An 18664-nucleotide genomic window follows, 5' to 3' on the forward strand; every position below is an offset into this window, starting at 1 on the left:
CCCGCGTCACGATGAGGGGTACTAGGGGTGGGGCCGGCCGGGCCGCCGCGGTTAGCGTGCCCTGGTGGATAACGTATCGAGCCACGAGATCGCGATGGTTTTTCCAGGGATGGGACCGACCGCATTCGCCGACATCGAGCGGTTCGCCACCGAGGTGCCGCTGGCGTGGCGGCTGTTCGCCGAGGCCGACGAGGCGCTCGGTTACCCGGTGCTGGACCGGTTCCGCCGCGCGGACGGCGACTACTCCGAGTACGCCCAAGTGGCCTTCCTGGTCACCTGCCTGGCTCTGGCCGAGTGGGCCGAGCAGGAGGCGCTGCCCGCCCGCCCGGGGCTGTGCACCGGGCCGAGCTTCGGCGGCAAGGTGGCCGCCGCCTATGTGGGCTCGCTGGGCTTCGCCGACGCGGTCTGGATGACCGCCCGGCTGGCCCAGTGCGTGGCCGACTACTTCAGTCGGGAACACCAGAGCCTCGTCACCCACTCGTTCGTCCGGGTGAATCCGGAGGTGGCGGAGGAGATGCTCGGCGAGCTGACCGCGCGGGGCCGCGTGGCGGACGTCGCCTGCCGCGTGGACAAGGACTTCTACATGGTCACGCTGTCGGCGGACGATCTGCCGGGGCTGGAGAAGGGGATCCGCGCCGCCGGCGGGCTGTCGCTGTACACGATGCGGCCGCCGATGCACTCCCCGGCCTTCGCCCGGCTGCGGGAACGCGCGGAGAAGGAGGTCCTGAACGAGCTGGAGTTCGCCGAGCCGCGGCTGCCGGTGATCTCCGACCACGACGGGTCGCCGCTGACCACCGGGGAGCAGGTGCGGAACCTGCTCCTGGACGGCTTCGTCCGGCAGATGCACTGGCCGGGGACGGTCGAGGCGCTGCGCGCCAGGGGAGTGCGCACGGTCTGCGTGGCCGGGCCGGACTCCTTGTTCGGCCGGGTGCCGGCCACCAGACGGCACTTCGAGGTGGTGCCGGTCGGCCCGAAGCGGCCGCTTCTCGTCGGCGCGGCCCGCGATGCCGAGCCCCGCTCATCGCGCGGCGGGGAATCCGGTGCGGAGCGTGGCTCGGCGGCGGGGTGACCGGGCGGCCTCAGAGGGCTGGACGGGCCGCGCTGAGCGCCGCCCACAAGGCCCCCGGAGTGTTGAAGGTGTCCAGGACGAGTGCCTCCTCGTCGAACTGTACGGAGTAGTCGGCTTCCAGCGCGCTCAACAGTTCCACCGCGCCCATGGAATCCAAACCGAATTCCCGGAGGTTGGTTTCCGCGGTGAGCTCGTCGCCGGAAGACAGCAAGGGAAGGCGGTGCCGCAGCAGTGCCTCAAACTGTTTATCCCACATGGCCTGAATTATGCCTCAATAACTCGCGCTGGGGGAGAAGAAAATGGGCGAAGATATTCACCGGAACCTCCACGGGCGATTTCTGGGAGGGCTGGCCGCCGCGCCGCGCGGTGCGGCGCTGCGCCTCGGAGACCGCACGGTCACCTTCGAGGAGTTGCACGAGCTCGCCCTCGTCTGGGCCGGATCGCTGCTCCACGGCGGCGTTACCGGCCCGATAGGGGTGCTCGCGGAGAAGGGGGTCACGGCCTACGCCGGGGTGCTCGCGGCGCTGTACGCCGGGACGACGGTGGTGCCGCTGCACGCCGGCTTCCCGCCCGACCGGACGGCGCGGATGGTGACGGCGGCCGGCGTCACCGCCGTGATCGCCGATGGGCGCGGCGCCGCCCTGCTGCCCGAGCTGCGGGAACGCGGTTACCTCGGGGCCGTGTTGCTGCCCGACGGCGGCGGCGAAGGGGGGATTCCGGTGGCGGCCGCGCACGCGCCGGCCGAACCGCACGCGGTGCCGCCCGAGACCCCCGCCTACCTCCTGTTCACCTCCGGCTCGACCGGCCGGCCCAAGGGCGTGACGCTCACCCACGGCAACCTGCACCACTACTTCGGCGTGCTGGACGGCCGCTACGACTTCAGCCCCGACGACGCCTTCTCGCAGACCTTCGACCTGACCTTCGACTGCGGGATCTTCGACCTGTTCTGCGCCTGGGGCGCGGGAGCCCCGGCGGTGCCGGTGCCCCCGCGCGGCCACGCCGACCTGCCCGCCTTCCTGGAGCGTCACCGGGTGACCGTGTGGTTCTCCACGCCCAGCGGCATCAGCCTGGCCCGCCGGCTCGGCGCCCTGCGGCCGGGCACGCTGCCGGGCCTGCGGTGGAGCTTCTTCGCCGGAGAGGCGCTGCGCTGCCAGGACGTCGAGGACTGGACCGCCGCGGCGCCGTACACCACGGTGGAGAACCTGTACGGGCCGACCGAGCTGACCGTGACGATCACGGGTCATCGCTGGTCGCCGGAGCACTCGGCGAAGCTCGCGGTCAACGGCGTCGTGCCGATCGGCGCCGTGCACCCCGGGCACCAGGTCCTGCTCGTCACCGAGGACGGCCAGGTGACCGACGAGGAGGAGGGGGAGCTGTGCGTCACCGGGCCGCAGCTCACCCCCGGGTACCTGGAGCCGGCGGACGGCGCGGGCCGCTTCCTGGAGCACGCGGGGCACACCTGGTACCGCACCGGCGACCGGGTGCGGCGGCTTCCCGGCGACGAGCTGTGCTACCTGGGCCGGCGCGACGCCCAGGTGCAGGTACTGGGCTGGCGGGTGGAACTGGCGGAGATCGAGCACGCGCTGCTGGCCGCCGGTGACGGGGTGGCCGAGGCGGCCGCGGTAGGGGTGGAGGGGGAGGCCGGCACGGAGCTCGTGGTGTTCTACACCGGCGAGGCGCGTCCGCCGGTCGAGCTGGCCAACCGGCTGCGCCGTACGCTGCCGCACGGCATGGTGCCCAAGCGATATCACCACCTCGACGAACTTCCGCTCAACGCCAACCGCAAGGTGGACCGAAAGGCGCTCACCGCGCGCGCCGGCGAGCTGTTGGGCCCCGGCAACAATTGATATTAGGGGGCCTTAGGGGTTAGTCGGCCCCCGAACATTTCGTAACTTGGTTGCGGCACCAAAAGGGTGGTAGACCCATGAAGCCCGGCGAGCTCAACGCTCCTGATATTCCTAGGTTGGTAATGGACAACGAAGAGAAACTTGTCAATTACCTGAAAAGAGCGACCGCGGATCTGCGGGAGTCTCGGCGGCGATTGCGTGCCGCCGAGGATCGCCTGCGCGAACTGGGCGCCGGTCCCGACGGCGGGGCGCCGATCGCGATCGTCGGCATGGCCTGCCGGTACCCGGGCGGGGTGACCGCGCCCGAGGACCTGTGGCGGCTGCTCACCGACGAGGTCGACGCGGTCACGCCCATGCCCGCCGACCGCGGCTGGGACATCGACGCGATCTACGACCCGGAGCGCGGCAAACCGGGCAAGACGTATGCCCGCGAGGGTGGCTTCCTCCGCGACGTGGCCGACTTCGAGCCGGAGTTCTTCGGCATCGGCCCCAACGAGGCCACCGCCATGGACCCCCAGCAGCGGCTGCTGCTGGAGACCACCTGGGAGGCGGTCGAGCGCGCCGGGATCGACCCGACGGCGCTGCGCGGCAGCCGTACCGGCGTGTTCGTCGGAGTCATGTACGGCGACTACGGCTCGCGGAGCGACCGGATACCCCGCGGCGTGCAGGGATTCATCGCGCACGGCAGCCACCGCAGCGTGGCGTCCGGCCGGATCTCCTACCTGTACGGCTTCGAGGGGCCCGCGGTCACCGTGGACACCGCGTGTTCGTCGTCGCTGGTGGCGCTGCACCTGGCGGCGCAGGCGCTGCGCGGCGGCGAGTGCGAGCTGGCACTGGCCGGCGGCGCCACCATTTTGTCCACCACCGAGCTGTTCGTCGACTCCGGCCGGCAGGGCGTGCTCTCCCCGGACGGCCGCTGCAAGTCGTTCGCCGCGGCCGCGGACGGGGTCGGCTGGGGCGAAGGGGTCGGCCTGCTGCTGCTGGAACGGCTCTCCGACGCCCAGCGGCACGGGCACCCCGTACTTGCCGTGATCCGCGGCAGCGCCGTGAACCAGGACGGCGCCAGCAGCGGCCTGACCGCGCCGAACGGTCCGTCCCAGGAGCGGGTGATCGGCGCCGCGCTGGCCGCGGCGGGGCTGTCGCCGGCGGACGTCGACGTCGTGGAGGGGCACGGATCCGGCACCGGGCTGGGCGACCCGATCGAGGCGCAGGCGTTGCTGGCGACCTACGGGCAGGGCCGCGAGCGGCCGGTGTGGCTGGGGTCGGTGAAGTCGAACATCGGCCACGCCCAGGCGGCGTCCGGCGCCGCCGGGGTCATCAAGATGGTGCTGGCGATGGGGCACGGCACGCTCCCGAAGACGCTGCACGTGGACGCGCCGAGCGAGGAAGTGGACTGGTCCGCCGGCGCCGTGGAGCTGCTGACCGAATCACAGCCGTGGACGCGGAACGGCCACCCGCGCCGCGCCGGCGTCTCCGCGTTCGGGGTCAGCGGCACCAACGCCCACATCATTCTTGAGGAGGCACCGGAAGAGTCCGCACCCCCTGACCGCACGGCCGCGCCTCCCGCGGTCATGCCGGTGGTGGTGTCGGCCAAGTCCGAGGCGGCGCTCCGCGCGCAGGCCGACCGGCTGGCCGGCTTCCTCACCGAGCCCGGCACCGGCATCGGCGCCGACGCCGGCGCCGCCGCCGAGATGGCGGACGTGGCGCGGGCGCTGACCCGGCGGGCGGCGCTGGCGCATCGGGCCGCGCTGGTGGCCGGCGACCGTGACGGCCTGCTCGCCGCGCTGCGCGGCCTGGCCGCGGGCGAGCCACCGCCAGGCGTGACCGTCGAGGCGGCCCGGTCCGGGCGGCTGGGCCTGGTGTTCTCCGGACAGGGCGCGCAACGGCTCGGCATGGGCCGCGGCCTGTACGCGCGCTTCGGCGTGTTCGCGCAGGCCTTCGACGAGGCGGCCGAGCTCTTGACGGCCGAGCTGGCCGGCGTCTCCGGTGGTCCGGCCGGACTCGGCCTGCGTGCGGTGCTGGCGCCCGCGTCCCACACCGACGAGACGGCCGACGCCCTGAACCAGACCGTGTTCGCGCAGGCCGGGCTGTTCGCGGTGGAGACGGCGCTGTACCGGCTCCTGGAATCGTTCGGGGTCCGGCCCGACTTCGTGGCCGGCCACTCGATCGGCGAGATCGCCGCGGCGCATGTGGCCGGGGTGCTGGACCTGGCCGACGCGTGCCGCCTGGTGGCCGCTCGTGGCCGGTTGATGCAGGCGCTCCCGGCCGGCGGCGCGATGGCGGCGATCGGCTGCGGCGAAGAGGAGCTCGCGCCGGTGCTGGCCGGGCGTGGCGAGATCTCGGTGGCGGCGGTGAACGCGCCTGGTTCGGTGGTGGTCTCCGGCGCGTCCGAGCAGGTCTCCGAGGTCGTCGACTGGGCGCGGCAGCACGGCTACCGGACCCGGCCGCTGCGGGTGTCGCACGCGTTCCACTCGCCCTTGATGGAGCCGATGCTCAAAGAGTTCGGGGAGGTCGTGGCGGGGCTGACGCTGCGGCGTCCGGAGCTGCCGCTGGTGTCCAACGTCTCGGGTGACCTGGCCGGCGAGGAGATCACCCAGGCCGACTACTGGGTGGATCACGTGCGGCGGCCGGTGCGGTTCGCCGACGGCGTCGACGTCATGCGGCGACGCGGGGTCACCCGCTTCCTGGAGGTCGGCCCGGACGCTCAGCTCGCCCCCATGGTCGAGGAGATTCTCGCCGACGGCGGCCACACGGGCCTGGTGGTGCCGCTGCTGCGCCGCGACCGCGACGAGACGGCCAACTTCGGCGCCGCACTCGGCGCGGCCTGGGCCGGAGGCGTGACCGTGGACTGGGCCGCCTGGTTCGCCGGCCGTGAGACCCGTCCCGTCGGCCTGCCCACCTACCCGTTCCAGCGGCGCCGGTTCTGGCTGGAGGCGCACCGGGCCGGGGACGTGTCGGCGGTCGGCCAGGCGCCGGTCGAGCACCCGCTGCTCGCCGCCGCGGTGACCCACCCGGACGGCGGTGTCACCCTCACCGGGCAACTGTCCCCGCGTACCCAGTCCTGGCTGGCCGACCACACGATGAACGGCACCGTGATCTTTCCCGGGACCGGCTTCGTGGAGCTGGCGATCCGCGCCGGCGACGAGGTGGACTGCGGCCGGCTCGACGAGCTCGTCCTGGAGACCCCGCTGGTCATCCCCGCGGGGGACGCAGGCGTAGCCGTACAGGTCGCCGTGGGAGCCCCGGACGATCGGGGCCGCCGCACCGTGGAGATCCACTCGACCACCGGGGAAGGCTGGATCCGGCACGCCCAGGGCACCCTTGCGCCCGCCACGGCCGACGGCGCCGCCCTCACCGCGTGGCCGCCCCCGGACGCGCGGCCCGTGGACGTCGACGGGCTCGACGACCGGCTGGCCGAGCTCGGCTACGAGTACGGCCCGGCGTTCCGCGCGTTGCGCGCCGCCTGGCGGCACGGTGACGAGTTCTACGCCGAGGTGGCGCTGCCGGAAGGGGTGGAGTCCACCGGATACGGCGCGCATCCCGCACTGCTGGACGCCGCGCTGCGGGTGGGCCTGCTGCCCGAGGTGGACGCGGAGACGGCCGGGCACGAGCGGCCCGTGGTTCCGTTCGCCTGGCGCGGGGTCGAACTGCACGCCACCGGCGCCGCCGCGGCACGCGTACGGCTGCGCCCGGACGACACCGCCGGGGCGGGAGCCGTACGGCTGGACCTGGCCGACGCGACAGGCCGCCCCCTGGCCACCGTGACATCGCTCGAATCCCGCCCGCTCGCCGCCGGCCTCCCGGTCGGCGCGGCGGCACACCCGCTCTACGAGGTGGAGTGGCGGCCGCTGCCCACGCCGGACGAGGCCGCGCCGGACGCCCTCGCGGCGACCGAAGTGCACCTGGCCTGGGACGACACCGCGGCGGCCACCTCCTCGCCTGATGGGGTACGGCACGGCGTGGCGGCCACGCTGGAGCGCGTGCGGCGCTGGCTGGCCGACGAGCCCTCCGCCGAGGACACCCTGGTGATCGCGACCAGAGGCGCGGTCCCGATCGGCGGCGCGGCGCCCGACGTGGCGCAGGCGGCGATCTGGGGACTGGCCCGGGCCGCCAGGGAAGAGAGCCAGGGACGGATCATCCTGGTCGACCTGGACCCCGAACTGGACCCGGACCGCGCTGCGATCGACAAGGCAGCCGCGGCCTCGGCGCGCGCCGGAGAGCCCGAGACGGCCGTTCGCGCCGGCCGGCTCTGGGCGCCCCGGCTGACCCGCCTCGACGCCGGGAACGCCGATGCGGCCTGGCCCAACGAGGGCACCACGCTGATCACCGGGGGCACCGGAGGCCTGGGCGCCCTGCTGGCCCGGCACCTGGTCACCGAGCACGGCGTGCGGCACCTGGTGCTGACCAGCCGCCGCGGCCTCGACGCACCTGGCGCGGCCGAGCTGCGCGACGAGCTGACCGGGCTGGGCGCCGAGGTGACGGTGGCCGCCTGCGACGTGGCCGACCGCGCCGCGCTCGCCGAGCTCCTGGACGAGGTCGGTCCCCTCGCCGCCGTGGTGCACGCGGCCGGAGTGCTGGCCGACGGCACCATCCCGGCGCTCGACGAGGAGCGGGTGGCACGCGTGCTGCGGCCCAAGGTGGACGGCGCGTGGCACCTCCACGAGCTGACCCGCGACCACGACCTGCGGGCGTTCGTGCTGTTCTCCTCGACGACCGGGCTGATGGACGCCGCGGGACAGGGCAACTACGCGGCGGCCAACGCCGCGCTGGACGCGCTCGCCGCACGGCGGGCCGCCGCCGGGCTCCCGGCGATCTCGGTGGCCTGGGGGGCGTGGGAGGCGGAAAGCGGCATGGCCGGCCGGCTGGACGGCCGTCAGACCGCCCGTCTGGCCGCCTCCGGGATGCGACCCCTCACCGCCGCGGAAGGGCTGGCCCTGTTCGACGCGACGCTGGCCGCGGGACACCCCGCGCCAGTGGCCTGCCGGCTGGACCTCGCCGCGCTGCGCGGCCGGGACACGGAGCCGCCTTCGTTGCTGCGCGCGCTGGCCGGCCGCCGGTCGGCCCGTGCCGCCGCGGCCGGGCCGGGCTCGCTCACCGACCGGCTGGAGCGGCTGTCCCCGCCGGAGCGGCGGGAGCTGCTGCTGGGCGTGGTCCGCGCGGAGGCCGCCGGCGTGCTCGGGTACGACGCGGCCGAGCTGGTGCCGGTGGACCGGGCCTTCCAGGAGCTGGGCTTCGACTCGCTGTCCGGAGTGGAGCTGCGGAACCGGCTGGGCCGGCGGATCGGCGTGGCGCTGCCCGCGACGCTGGTCTTCGACCACCCGACGGTGACCGCGCTGGCGTCATTCCTGGCGGACCGGTCAGGAGGGAAGCCGGAGCCGGTGGTCCGGACGGCGCCCGCCGTTACGACCGACCCCATCGCGATCGTGGGACTCGCCTGCCGGTACCCGGGCGGCGTGGACTCCCCGGAAGACCTCTGGCGGCTGCTGACCGAGGGCGGAGACGCGGTGGGCGAGTTCCCCGCCGACCGCGGCTGGGACCTCGGTTCGCTGTTCCACCCGGAGCCCGGGCACGAGGGGACCTCGTACACGAGGGAGGCCGCCTTCCTGTACGGCGCCGCCGACTTCGACCCGGACTTCTTCGGAATCAGCCCGCGCGAGGCGGCGGAGATGGACCCGCAGGAGCGGCAGTTCCTGGAGGTGAGCTGGAACGCGCTGGAGCGGGCCGGGATCGACCCGGCGTCGCTGCGCGAGACCAGCGCCGGGGTATTCGCCGGCGTGATGTACCACGACTACGTGCCCGCCGGCGCCGGCGGCGCCACGGTCTCCGGGCGCGTCTCCTACACCCTTGGCCTGCGCGGGCCCGCGATCTCCGTGGACACCGCCTGCTCGTCCTCGCTGGTGGCGCTGCATCTGGCCGCGGACGCGCTGCGGCGCGGCGAATGCGATCTGGCGCTGGCCGGTGGTGTGACGGTGATGGCCACCCCAGAGTCGTTCGTGGAGTTCTCACGGCAGCGGGGCCTGGCCGCCGATGGCCGATGCAAAGCGTTCGCCGAGGCGGCCGACGGAGTCGGCTGGGGCGAGGGCGTGGGTGTGCTGGTGGTGGAGCGGCTGTCGGACGCCCGGCGCCGTGGGCACCAGGTGCTGGCGGTGCTGCGCGGCTCGGCGGTGAACCAGGACGGGGCCTCGAACGGGTTGACGGCGCCGAACGGGCCGTCGCAGGAGCGGGTGATCGAGGCGGCGCTGGCTTCGGCGGGGATCGGTCCGGGGCAGGTGGACGTGGTCGAAGGACACGGCACCGGTACCGCGCTGGGTGATCCGATCGAGGCGCAGGCGTTGCTGGCCGCCTACGGTCAGGACCGGCTATCGCCGTTGTGGCTGGGGTCGGTGAAGTCGAATCTGGGGCACACCCAGGCGGCCGCTGGGGTGGCCGGTGTGATCAAGATGATTCTGGCGATGCGGCACGGGCTGCTGCCCAAGACGCTGCACGTGGACGCGCCGTCGTCGAAGGTGGACTGGTCCGGTGGGGCGGTGGAGCTGCTGACCGAGGCCCAGCCTTGGCCTCGGGAGGCGGACCGGCCGCGCCGGGCGGGAGTGTCGTCGTTCGGCATCTCCGGCACCAACGCTCATGTGATCGTGGAAGAGCCGCCCGCCGAGGAGCCGGTTGCGCCGGCCGGTGAAGACCCCGCCAAGCTTCCGGTACTTCCGGTGCTGGTCTCGGCCAAGAGCGAGGCGGCACTGCGGACGCAAGCCGACCGGCTGGCCGGGCTCATGACCGAGCACGACGAGGCCGATCTGCTGGATGTGTCCGTCGAGCTGACCCGAAGGGCCGGCCTGCCGCGGCGCGCGGCCGTACTGGGCGAGACCCGCGATGCCGCGGTCGCCGGGCTGCGCGCGCTGGCCGCCGGCGAACAGGCCGCGGAGCTCGTCCGAGGTCTCGTGCACGACGGCGCCGACCAGCCGGTGTTCGTCTTCCCCGGGCAGGGCGGACAGTGGCCCGGCATGGCGATCGAACTGCTGGACTCCTCGCCCGCGTTCACCGCGGCCCTGGAGCGCTGCGCCGCGGAGATCGAGGCGCTGGTGGACTGGCGAGTGCGCGAGGCACTGAGCGACGCACAGATGCTCGACCGGGTCGACGTGGTCCAGCCGGTGCTCTGGGCGGTCATGGTTTCGCTGGCGGAGACCTGGCGCGCGGCCGGGGTCGAGCCGGCCGCGGTGGTCGGCCACTCGCAGGGCGAGATCGCCGCCGCCTGTGTGGCCGGAGCGCTGTCACTGGCCGACGGGGCGCGAGTGGTGGTGACGCGCGCCCGCGCGGTCGCCGAGCGCCTGTCCGGCCAGAACGGCGGCATGATGTCGGTGGCGCTGCCCGCCGAACGGATGACCGAGGTGCTCGCCGGGTACGGCGACGCGGTGTCGGTGGCCGTGGTGAACGGGCCCGGCTCGGTGGCGCTGGCCGGCGACGGCGCGGCCCTGGAAGAGCTGGAGGCCCGGCTGCGGGCGGAGGGCACCCGCGTCAAGCGGCTGGCCGTGGACTACGCCTCGCACGGCGCGCAGGTGGAAGTGCTGCGCGAACCGCTGCTGCGCGACCTGGCGGGGCTGCGACCGCAGACCGCCCGGGTGCCGTTCTACTCCACCGTGGTCGCGGGCGAGCTGGACACCGCCGGGCTCGACGCCGAGTACTGGTACACGAACCTGCGGCGTACCGTGCGGTTCGCGGAGACCACCCGGGCGCTGCTGGCCCGGGGACGCCGGCTGTTCCTGGAGATGAGCCCTCATCCGATGCTCACACCGGCGATCGAGGAGACCGCCGCCGCCGACGGCGTGGACGTGGCCGCGCTGGGCACGCTGCGCCGTGACGAGGGCGGCCGGTTCACCACGGCGCTGGCCGAGGCGTGGCTGCGCGGAGTGCCGGTGGACTGGCCGAAGGTCCTGCCGGGCGCGCGGCGGCGCGTGGAACTGCCCACCTACCCCTTCCAGCACGACAGGTACTGGAAGCCGGCCACCTCGGGTGGACCGGCCGGGCTGAGCGCCGCCGGCCTGGACTCCGCCGACCATCCGCTGCTCGCCGCGGTGCTGGACGAGCCGGACGGTGACGGGCTGGTCTTCTCCGGCCGGCTGTCCATCGCGGGTCAGCCGTGGCTCGCCGACCACCGGGTGGCCGACCGGATCGTGATACCCGGCGCCGCGCTGGTGGAGATGGCGTTGCACGCCGCCGACAGGGCCGGCTGCGACATGCTGGAGGAGCTGATCCTGGAACGCCCGCTGGTGCTGCCCGACGACGGCGCGACCCGGGTGCGCGTGGTGGTCGGCGCCGCCGACGACGGCCACCGGCAGATCTCCGTGTACGCCGCGCCGGCGTCGGCGGACACGACGACCCCCGCGTGGACCCGGCACGCCACCGGCACCCTGGCGATGGCCACCGGCGCGGAGCCGCCCGCCCCGCAGTCGGCCTGGCCGCCGGGAGACGCGCGGCAGATGGACATCGGGGATCTGTACGAGACCATGGCCGCCGGCGGGTACGGCTACGGGCCGGCGTTCCGCGGGCTGCGCCGTGCCTGGCGCCGCGGCGACGAGATCTTCGCCGAGATCGCCTTGCCCGACCCGGTCGCCGGCGAGGCGGACCGGTACGGGATCCATCCGGCGCTGCTGGACGCCGCGCTGCACTCCGCCGGGCTCCTCGACGGCGATGCCTCCGGCGCGCCCCGGCTGCCGTTCACCTGGCGTGGCGTACGACTGCGCACCACCGGTGCCACCGCGGCACGGGTACGGCTGCGCGGCGTCGCCGACCGGCCCGGTACCGGCGAGCCCGACCGCGGGCGGAACGGTTCGGACCCGGGGACGACGGACCGCTTCACCATCGAGCTGGCCGACCCCGGAGGGACCCCGATGGCCTCGGTGGAGGCCGTGGTGGTGCGCGCGGTGACCGACGGGGAGCTGGCTCACGCGGCGGTGGCGAACGTCGCGCCACCGCGCCTCACCTGGACACCGCTGCCCTCGCTGCCCTCGCTGCCCTCGGTGGCCTCGGGGGCCAACGGCGCTGGTTCGGTCAACGGCGCGGAATCGTCCAACGGCGCGGCCGAACTGTCGGCCGACGCGGTGACGGCACACCTGGCCGCCCCGCACCAGGAGGAGTCCGCCGAGGCCGCGATCCCGGGCCTCGAGGTGTTCATCGTGCCCCGCGACGATGGCGAGGACCCGGCGGCCGCCGCTCACGCGGCCACCCGGGACACCCTGGCCGCGCTGCGCGGATGGCTGTCCGGCGACCGGCCGGACGGCGACCGGCTGGCCGTGGTGGTACGCCGCGCGGCGGCGGTTCTCCCAGGAGAGGACGCCGATCCCGCACACGCGGCGGCCACCGGCCTGGTACGTGCCGCGCAGGCGGAACATCCCGACCGTTTCGTCCTGATCGACACCGACGGGCAGGACCTGCCGTGGGCGGAGGTACGGGCGGCGATCGAAGCGGGCGAACCGGAGCTGGCCCTGCGCGCCGGCACGGTTCACGCGCCGCGGCTGGTACGGGACGCCGACGCGCTCGCCCCCCCGGCCGGACCGTGGCGGCTGGCCACCACCGGCAAGGGCACGCTGTCCAACCTCGCGCTGCTGCCGGCGCCGGAGGCGACCCGCCCGCTGGCGCCCACCGAGGTACGGCTGGCGCCCCGCGTCGCCGGGATCAACTTCCACGATCTGGTGGTCGCCCTCGACATGATCACGGAGGAGGACGACGGCCTGATCGGCGAGGCCTCCGGGGTGGTGCTGGAGGTCGGCTCCGCCGTCACCGACCTGCGACCGGGCGACCGGGTGACCGGCCTGGTCGACGGTGGCGCCGGCACCGTGGCGATCACCGACCGGCGGCTGCTGGTCCCGATCCCGGACGACTGGTCGTTCACCGCGGCCGCGGTGCTGCCGATCGTCAATCTCACCGCCTACTACGGCCTGGTCGACCTGGCCGGCGTGAGCCCGGGGGATCGGGTGCTGGTGCACGCGGGCGCCGGCGGAGTCGGCATCGCCGCGATCCAGCTCGCCCGGCACCTGGGCGCGGAGGTCTACGCGACCGCGTCGCCCGCCAAGTGGCCCGTGCTGCGCGCGCTCGGCCTGGACGAGGCCCACCTGGCCTCCTCCAGAGACCTCGGCTTCCGGGAGAAGTTCCTGGACGCCACCGGTGGCGCGGGTATGGATGTGGTGCTCAACTCGCTGGCCAGGGAGTTCGTCGACGCCTCGCTGGAGCTGCTGCCGCGCGGCGGCCACTTCCTGGAGATGGGCAAGACCGACATCCGTCAGGCGGAAGAGGTGGCCGGCACCCACCCGGGGGTCGTCTACCGGGCCTACGACATGGTGGCCCAGTCGCGTACCGAGCATCCGGCGGGCACCCCGGAGCGGGTCCAGGAGATTCTCGCCGAGGTGCTGCGGCTGTACGTACACGATGTGCTGCGGCCGGCGCCCGTCACCGTCTGGGACGCCCGGCGCGCCAAGGACGCCTTCCGGCACCTCCAGCAGGCACGTCACGTCGGCAAGCTCGCGCTGACCGTGCCGCGGGAGCTCGACCCGGACGGCACCGTCCTGATCACCGGCGGCACCGGCGTTATCGCCGGGCACGTCGCCCGCCACCTGGTGACCCGCGGCGGCGCGCGGCACCTGCTGCTGGTCACCCGCCGCGGCGCCGGCGCGCCCGGCGCCGCCGAGCTCCGCGACGAGCTGGCCGAGCTGGGCGCCTCGGTACGGGTCGAGGCCTGCGACGTGGCCGACCGGGACGCTCTCGCCGCGCTGCTCGACGGCATCCCGGCGGCGCATCCGCTGACCGGGGTGGTGCACGCGGCCGGCGTCCTCGACGACGCCACGATCGCCTCGCTCACCCCGGACCGGCTCGCCGCGGTGCTGCGGCCCAAGGCCGACAGCGCCTGGCACCTCCACGACCTGACCCGAGGGTCCGATCTCGCCCTGTTCGTCATGTTCTCCTCGGCCGCCGGGCTGCTCGGCTCGCCCGGGCAGGGCAACTATGCCGCCGGGAACGCCTTCCTGGACGCGCTCGCCCAGCATCGGCGCCATCTCGGACTGCCCGGGCACTCGCTGGCCTGGGGGCTGTGGGCGGAACGCAGCGCGATGACCGCCCACGTGGGAACGGGTGACTCGGCGCGGCTGGCCGCGTCCGGGCTGCGCGAACTCGACACCGAGAGCGGGCTGCGCCACTTCGACGCCGCCGTCTCCGGGGACGCCCCTGTGGTGCTCGCCGTGGACGTGGACACGGACGCGCTGTCCGGCCAACCGGTGCCGCCGGTGTTGCGTGGCCTGGTGGCCGCGCCGGCGCGGCGACGGGCGGCGGCCGGCACGCCCGCGACGGAGGCGTCGCTGACCGAAAGGCTGTCGGGGCTGCTCCCGGCCGAACAGCGCCGGATCCTCCTCGACCTGGTCCGCTCGCACGTGGCCGCGGTGCTCGGGCACGCCGGCGTCGACGCGATCGTGGCGGAGCGGGCCTTCGCCGAGCTGGGCTTCGACTCGCTGACCGCGGTGGAGCTGCGGAACCGGCTGGCCGCCGCCGCCGGGCTGCGCCTCCCGGCGACGCTGGTCTTCGACCATCCCAACCCGGAGGCGCTGGTCACGTTCCTCCTTGAGGAACTCGACCCGGAGCACGCCGACCCGGCGCGCGCCGTACTCGACGAACTCGAACGGCTGGAGGCCACGATGGCCGAGCCGCTCGCTGAGGCTCCACCCGGGCAGGCCGATGTGGAGGCGGTGGCGGCCCGGCTGGAGGCGCTGGCCCGCCGCTGGCGGGAGGCGCACCGCCGTACCGACGGCAACGGAGCTCCGCGCGACCAGGTACGCGATTTCGCCGCGGCGACCGACGAGGAGCTGTTCGCGGTGCTGGACAGTGAGCTGGGCGGCCCGGACGGGACGTCTTGAACGGGGGAGATGACTCATGTCGGGCGACGACCGGCTGCGTGACTACCTGCGCAGGGCCACTGCGGATCTCCAGGAGACCCGGCGGCAGCTCCGCGATGTGACGGAGCGAGCCCGGGAGCCGATCGCGATCGTCGGCATGGCCTGCCGGTACCCGGGCGGGGTGGCCACCCCGGAGGAGCTGTGGTCCCTGGTGGCCGCGGGCCGGGAGGGCATCGCCGGCTTCCCCACCGACCGGGGCTGGGATCTGGACGCGCTCTACGATCCGGAGCTGACCCGCCCGGGAACCAGCTACGTGAACCGCGGCGGGTTCCTGGGCGGCTCCGGCGAGTTCGACGCCGACTTCTTCGGGATGAGCCCGCGCGAGGCCACCGCCACCGACCCGCAGCAGCGGCTCATCCTGGAAACCTCCTGGGAGGCTCTGGAGCACGCCGGCGTCGACCCGTCCGGGCTGCGGCGCAGCCGTACCGGAGTCTACGTCGGGGTGATGGCTCCGGACTACGCGATCGGCTACGGCCGGGACGTACCCGAGGCCGAGGGCATGCTCAGCACCGGATCGCACGGCAGCGTGGTGTCCGGGCGGGTGTCGTACGCGCTCGGCTTGGAAGGGCCGGCGGTGTCGGTGGACACGGCGTGTTCGTCGTCGCTGGTGGCGTTGCATCTGGCGGCACAGGCGTTGCGCAGCGGGGAGTGTGATCTGGCGCTGGCCGGTGGCGTGACGGTGATGTCCACGCCGGAGACGTTCACCGAGTTCGCCCGGCAGCGGGGGCTGGCCCCGGACGGCCGGGTGAAGGCGTTCGCCGACGCCGCGGACGGCACCGCCTGGGGCGAGGGTGTCGGGGTGCTGGTGGTGGAGCGGCTGTCGGACGCCCGACGCCACGGCCACCGGGTCCTGGCTGTGGTACGCGGCACCGCGGTCAACCAGGACGGCGCCTCCAACGGGCTGACCGCGCCCAACGGCCCCTCCCAAGAGCGGGTGATCCTGCAGGCGCTGGCGGCCGCCGGGTTGGTGGCCGCGGACGTGGACGTGGTCGAAGCACACGGTACGGGCACCGCGCTGGGCGATCCGATCGAGGCGCAGGCGCTGCTGGCCACCTATGGCCGTGGGCGGCGGTCGCCGTTGTGGCTGGGCTCGGTGAAGTCGAACCTGGGTCACACCCAGGCGGCGGCCGGGGTGGCCGGTGTGATCAAGATGGTCCAGGCGATGCGGTACGGGCTGCTGCCCGAGACGCTGCACGTGGACGCGCCGTCCTCCAAGGTGAACTGGTCCGGCGGCGCGGTGGAACTGCTGACCGAGGCCCGGCAGTGGCCGCGGGTCGAGGGCCGGCCGCGCCGGGCCGGGGTGTCGTCGTTCGGCTTCAGCGGCACCAACGCTCATGTGATCTTGGAAGAGCCCCCCGTCGAGGAGCCGTCGGCCGTCGGTGCCGCTGCTGAGGGATCGCCGGCCGCGCCGGTGCCTGTGGTGGTGTCGGCGAAGAGCCAGGTGGCGTTGCGGGCGCAGGCCGGTCGGCTGGCCGGGTTCATGGCCGAGCACGGCTCCGCCGATGTGCTGGAGGTGGCCGTCGGGTTGACCCGAAGGGCGGCCCTGGAGCACCGGGCGGTGCTTCCGGTGGCGGACCGGGAGGGTCTGCTGGCCGGGTTGCGGGCGTTGGCGGCCGGGGAGCTGGAGCCGTCTTCGGTGGTGGGCCGGGTGCGGCCGGGCCGGGTGGCGGTGCTGTTTTCGGGCCAGGGTGCTCAGCGGTCTGGGATGGGTCGTGAGCTGTATGCGGCTTTCCCGGTGTTCGCCCGTGCCTTCGATGAGGCGTGTGCGTTGCTGGAGGCCGAACTCGCTGCCACAGAGGTCATGACCGGCCTGGCCGGTGGGGTGAGCCTGCGGGAGATCATCCTCGGCCGGACCGATGGGGTGCTGGATCAGACGGTGTTCGCCCAGGCCGGGTTGTTCGCGGTGGAGACGGCGTTGTTCCGGCTGCTGGAATCGCTGGGGGTCCGGCCTGATTACGTGGCCGGGCATTCTTTGGGTGAGATCACCGCCGCGCATGTGGCCGGGGTGCTGGAGTTGGCGGATGCGTGCCGTCTGGTGGCGGCTCGTGGCCGGTTGATGCAGGTGGTGCCGTCCGGTGGTGCGATGGCGGCGATCGGTTGCGGTGAAGAGGTGCTCGCGCCGGTGCTGGCCGGTTACGACCAGGTGGCGGTGGCTGCGGTGAACGCGCCCGGCGCGGTGGTGATCTCCGGTGCGTCCGGCCAGGTGGAGCGGGTCGTCGAGTGGGCGCGGCAGCACGGGCACCGGACCCGGCCGCTGCGGGTGTCGCACGCGTTCCATTCCCCGCTGATGGAGCCGATGCTGGAGGAGTTCGCCGCGGTGGCGGCCTCGCTCGCGTTCCACCAGCCGACCGTGGCGCTGGTGTCGGGGGTGAGTGGGCGCCTGGCCGGCGCCGAGATCACCGAGCCCGGCTACTGGGTCGAGCACGTGCAGCGGCCGGTCCGGTTCGCCGACACCGTCACCACCCTGCGCGGGTACGGAGTCGGCTGTTTCCTGGAGGCCGGTCCGGACGCCCAGCTCACCCCCATGATCGAACAAACCCTCGCGCACGACGACGCCCACGGGGATGCAGAGCCTGCCTCGGTGGTGGCGTTGCTGCGCCGCGATCGAGACGAGACCGCCCAACTGATCGCCGGACTGGGCCAGGCCTGGACCTGCGGCACCGGCGTGAACTGGACCGCCTGGCCGACCTGGACCACCGCACCGGCCGGTGCCCGCATCGGTCATCTGGACCTGCCCACCTACCCCTTCCAGCGGCGGCATTACTGGCTGCTCCCCCCGGGCCGCTCGCAATCGAGTGGAGCCGCCGTCACCGACCGCCCTTCCATGTTCGAAGTGGCGTGGCGGCAGGCGGGGGCGGCGATCAGTGCGGCGGCCACCGGCGACGCACTCGTCATCGATTCCACAGACAGTGCTGACGGAGCCCAGGGCGCTGGTGATGTACTCGATCGAGTACGGACCGCTCTGCGTACGGTCCTGGCCGACTTGCGTGGCTGGTTGACCGAAGCGGACACGCGGCCGGTCGTGGTGGTGACCCGGGGCGCGGTGGCCGTGGCCGACGGCGAGGTCCCGGATCCGGCGCAGGCGGCGGTGTGGGGGCTGGTGAGGGCTGCTCAGTCAGAAGAGCCGGGCCGGATCACGTTGGTCGACCTTGACGCACACGACGGTTCTCTGGAAGGCGGGCAGGTCGCCTTCGGTCTGGAGGGGGTATCGGCGAGTTCCGTGCCGATCGCCACCGCTAACGGTGAGGTGTCGCTTGGCGACGCCTCGCTGGGCCGAAGCGGCTCCGGTGTGGGCCGGAGCGGCGATGAGGGTGAGGTGGCTGACGCGGTGGCGGCGGCGTTGGCGTGTGGTGAGCCGGAGGTGGCGCTGCGCGGCGGCCGGTTGTGGGTGCCGCGTCTGGAGCGGGTGGCATCGCCCGGTTCGGAAGATGTGGCCTCTTCCTGGTCGGCGGCTGGCGGGGCTGGTCGGGTGGGGGATGCCGGTGAGGAGCCGGTGGCGGTCTGGCCGGTGGATGGGACGACGCTGATCACCGGTGGTACTGGTGGGCTGGGTGCGTTGGTGGCGCGGCATTTGGTGGTCGAGCATGGGGTGCGGCATCTGCTGCTGGTCTCTCGTCGCGGCGCTGATGCCCCGGGGGCGGCCGAGTTGCGTGGCGAGTTGGCCGGGCTGGGTGCCGAGGTGTCTGTCGCCGCTTGTGATGTGGCTGATCGGGATGCTCTGGCGGTGCTGCTGGAGGGGATTTCCGGTGCTCATCCTCTGCGGGCGGTGGTGCATGCGGCGGGGGTGGTGGATGACGGGGTGATCACGTCGTTGTCGG

The 18664-nt window shown here is 73.9% G+C and carries 5 protein-coding genes; 4 read left to right on the top strand and 1 reads right to left on the bottom strand.

The window, feature by feature from the left end; all coding sequences use genetic code 11:
• Positions 1-109 precede the first annotated feature (109 nt).
• The gene (locus tag C4V41_RS59160; RefSeq protein WP_200825025.1) at positions 110-1069 is read left to right on the top strand and encodes an ACP S-malonyltransferase; all 960 of its coding nucleotides are present in this window, start codon (positions 110-112) and stop codon (positions 1067-1069) included.
• A 10-nt stretch (positions 1070-1079) separates the two neighbouring features.
• On the opposite strand, the gene C4V41_RS59165 is transcribed toward C4V41_RS59160, so the two are convergent.
• On the bottom strand, positions 1080-1325 hold the full coding sequence (locus C4V41_RS59165) for an acyl carrier protein (protein WP_103964803.1): 246 nt from the start codon (positions 1323-1325) through the stop codon (positions 1080-1082).
• A 43-nt stretch (positions 1326-1368) separates the two neighbouring features.
• Between C4V41_RS59165 and C4V41_RS59170 the strand changes: the two genes are divergently transcribed.
• From C4V41_RS59170 to C4V41_RS59180, 3 genes are all read left to right on the top strand, one after another.
• Entirely contained in the window at positions 1369-2916 is a 1548-nt protein-coding gene (locus C4V41_RS59170; protein WP_103964804.1) for an AMP-binding protein, read from the top strand.
• Positions 2917-3038: 122 nt separating this feature from the next.
• Entirely contained in the window at positions 3039-14807 is an 11769-nt protein-coding gene (locus tag C4V41_RS59175; RefSeq protein ID WP_103964805.1) for a type I polyketide synthase, read from the top strand.
• 16 nt (positions 14808-14823) lie between these two features.
• Positions 14824-18664 (top strand): type I polyketide synthase (locus C4V41_RS59180; RefSeq protein WP_160150785.1); only part of this gene is annotated, 3841 nt, incomplete at its 3' end.

Origin of the sequence: Nonomuraea solani, from assembly GCF_900108335.1 — a bacterium.
GTDB classification, from domain to species: domain Bacteria; phylum Actinomycetota; class Actinomycetes; order Streptosporangiales; family Streptosporangiaceae; genus Nonomuraea; species Nonomuraea solani.

Excerpts from the sequence above, each read along its gene's own strand:
- C4V41_RS59170 (WP_103964804.1), top strand. The coding sequence starts at position 1,369 with ATGGGCGAAGATATTCACCGGAACCTCCACGGGCGATTTCTGGGAGGG.
- C4V41_RS59160 (WP_200825025.1), top strand. The coding sequence starts at position 110 with ATGGGACCGACCGCATTCGCCGACATCGAGCGGTTCGCCACCGAGGTG.
- C4V41_RS59165 (WP_103964803.1), bottom strand. The coding sequence starts at position 1,325 with ATGTGGGATAAACAGTTTGAGGCACTGCTGCGGCACCGCCTTCCCTTG.
- C4V41_RS59175 (WP_103964805.1), top strand. The coding sequence starts at position 3,039 with ATGGACAACGAAGAGAAACTTGTCAATTACCTGAAAAGAGCGACCGCG.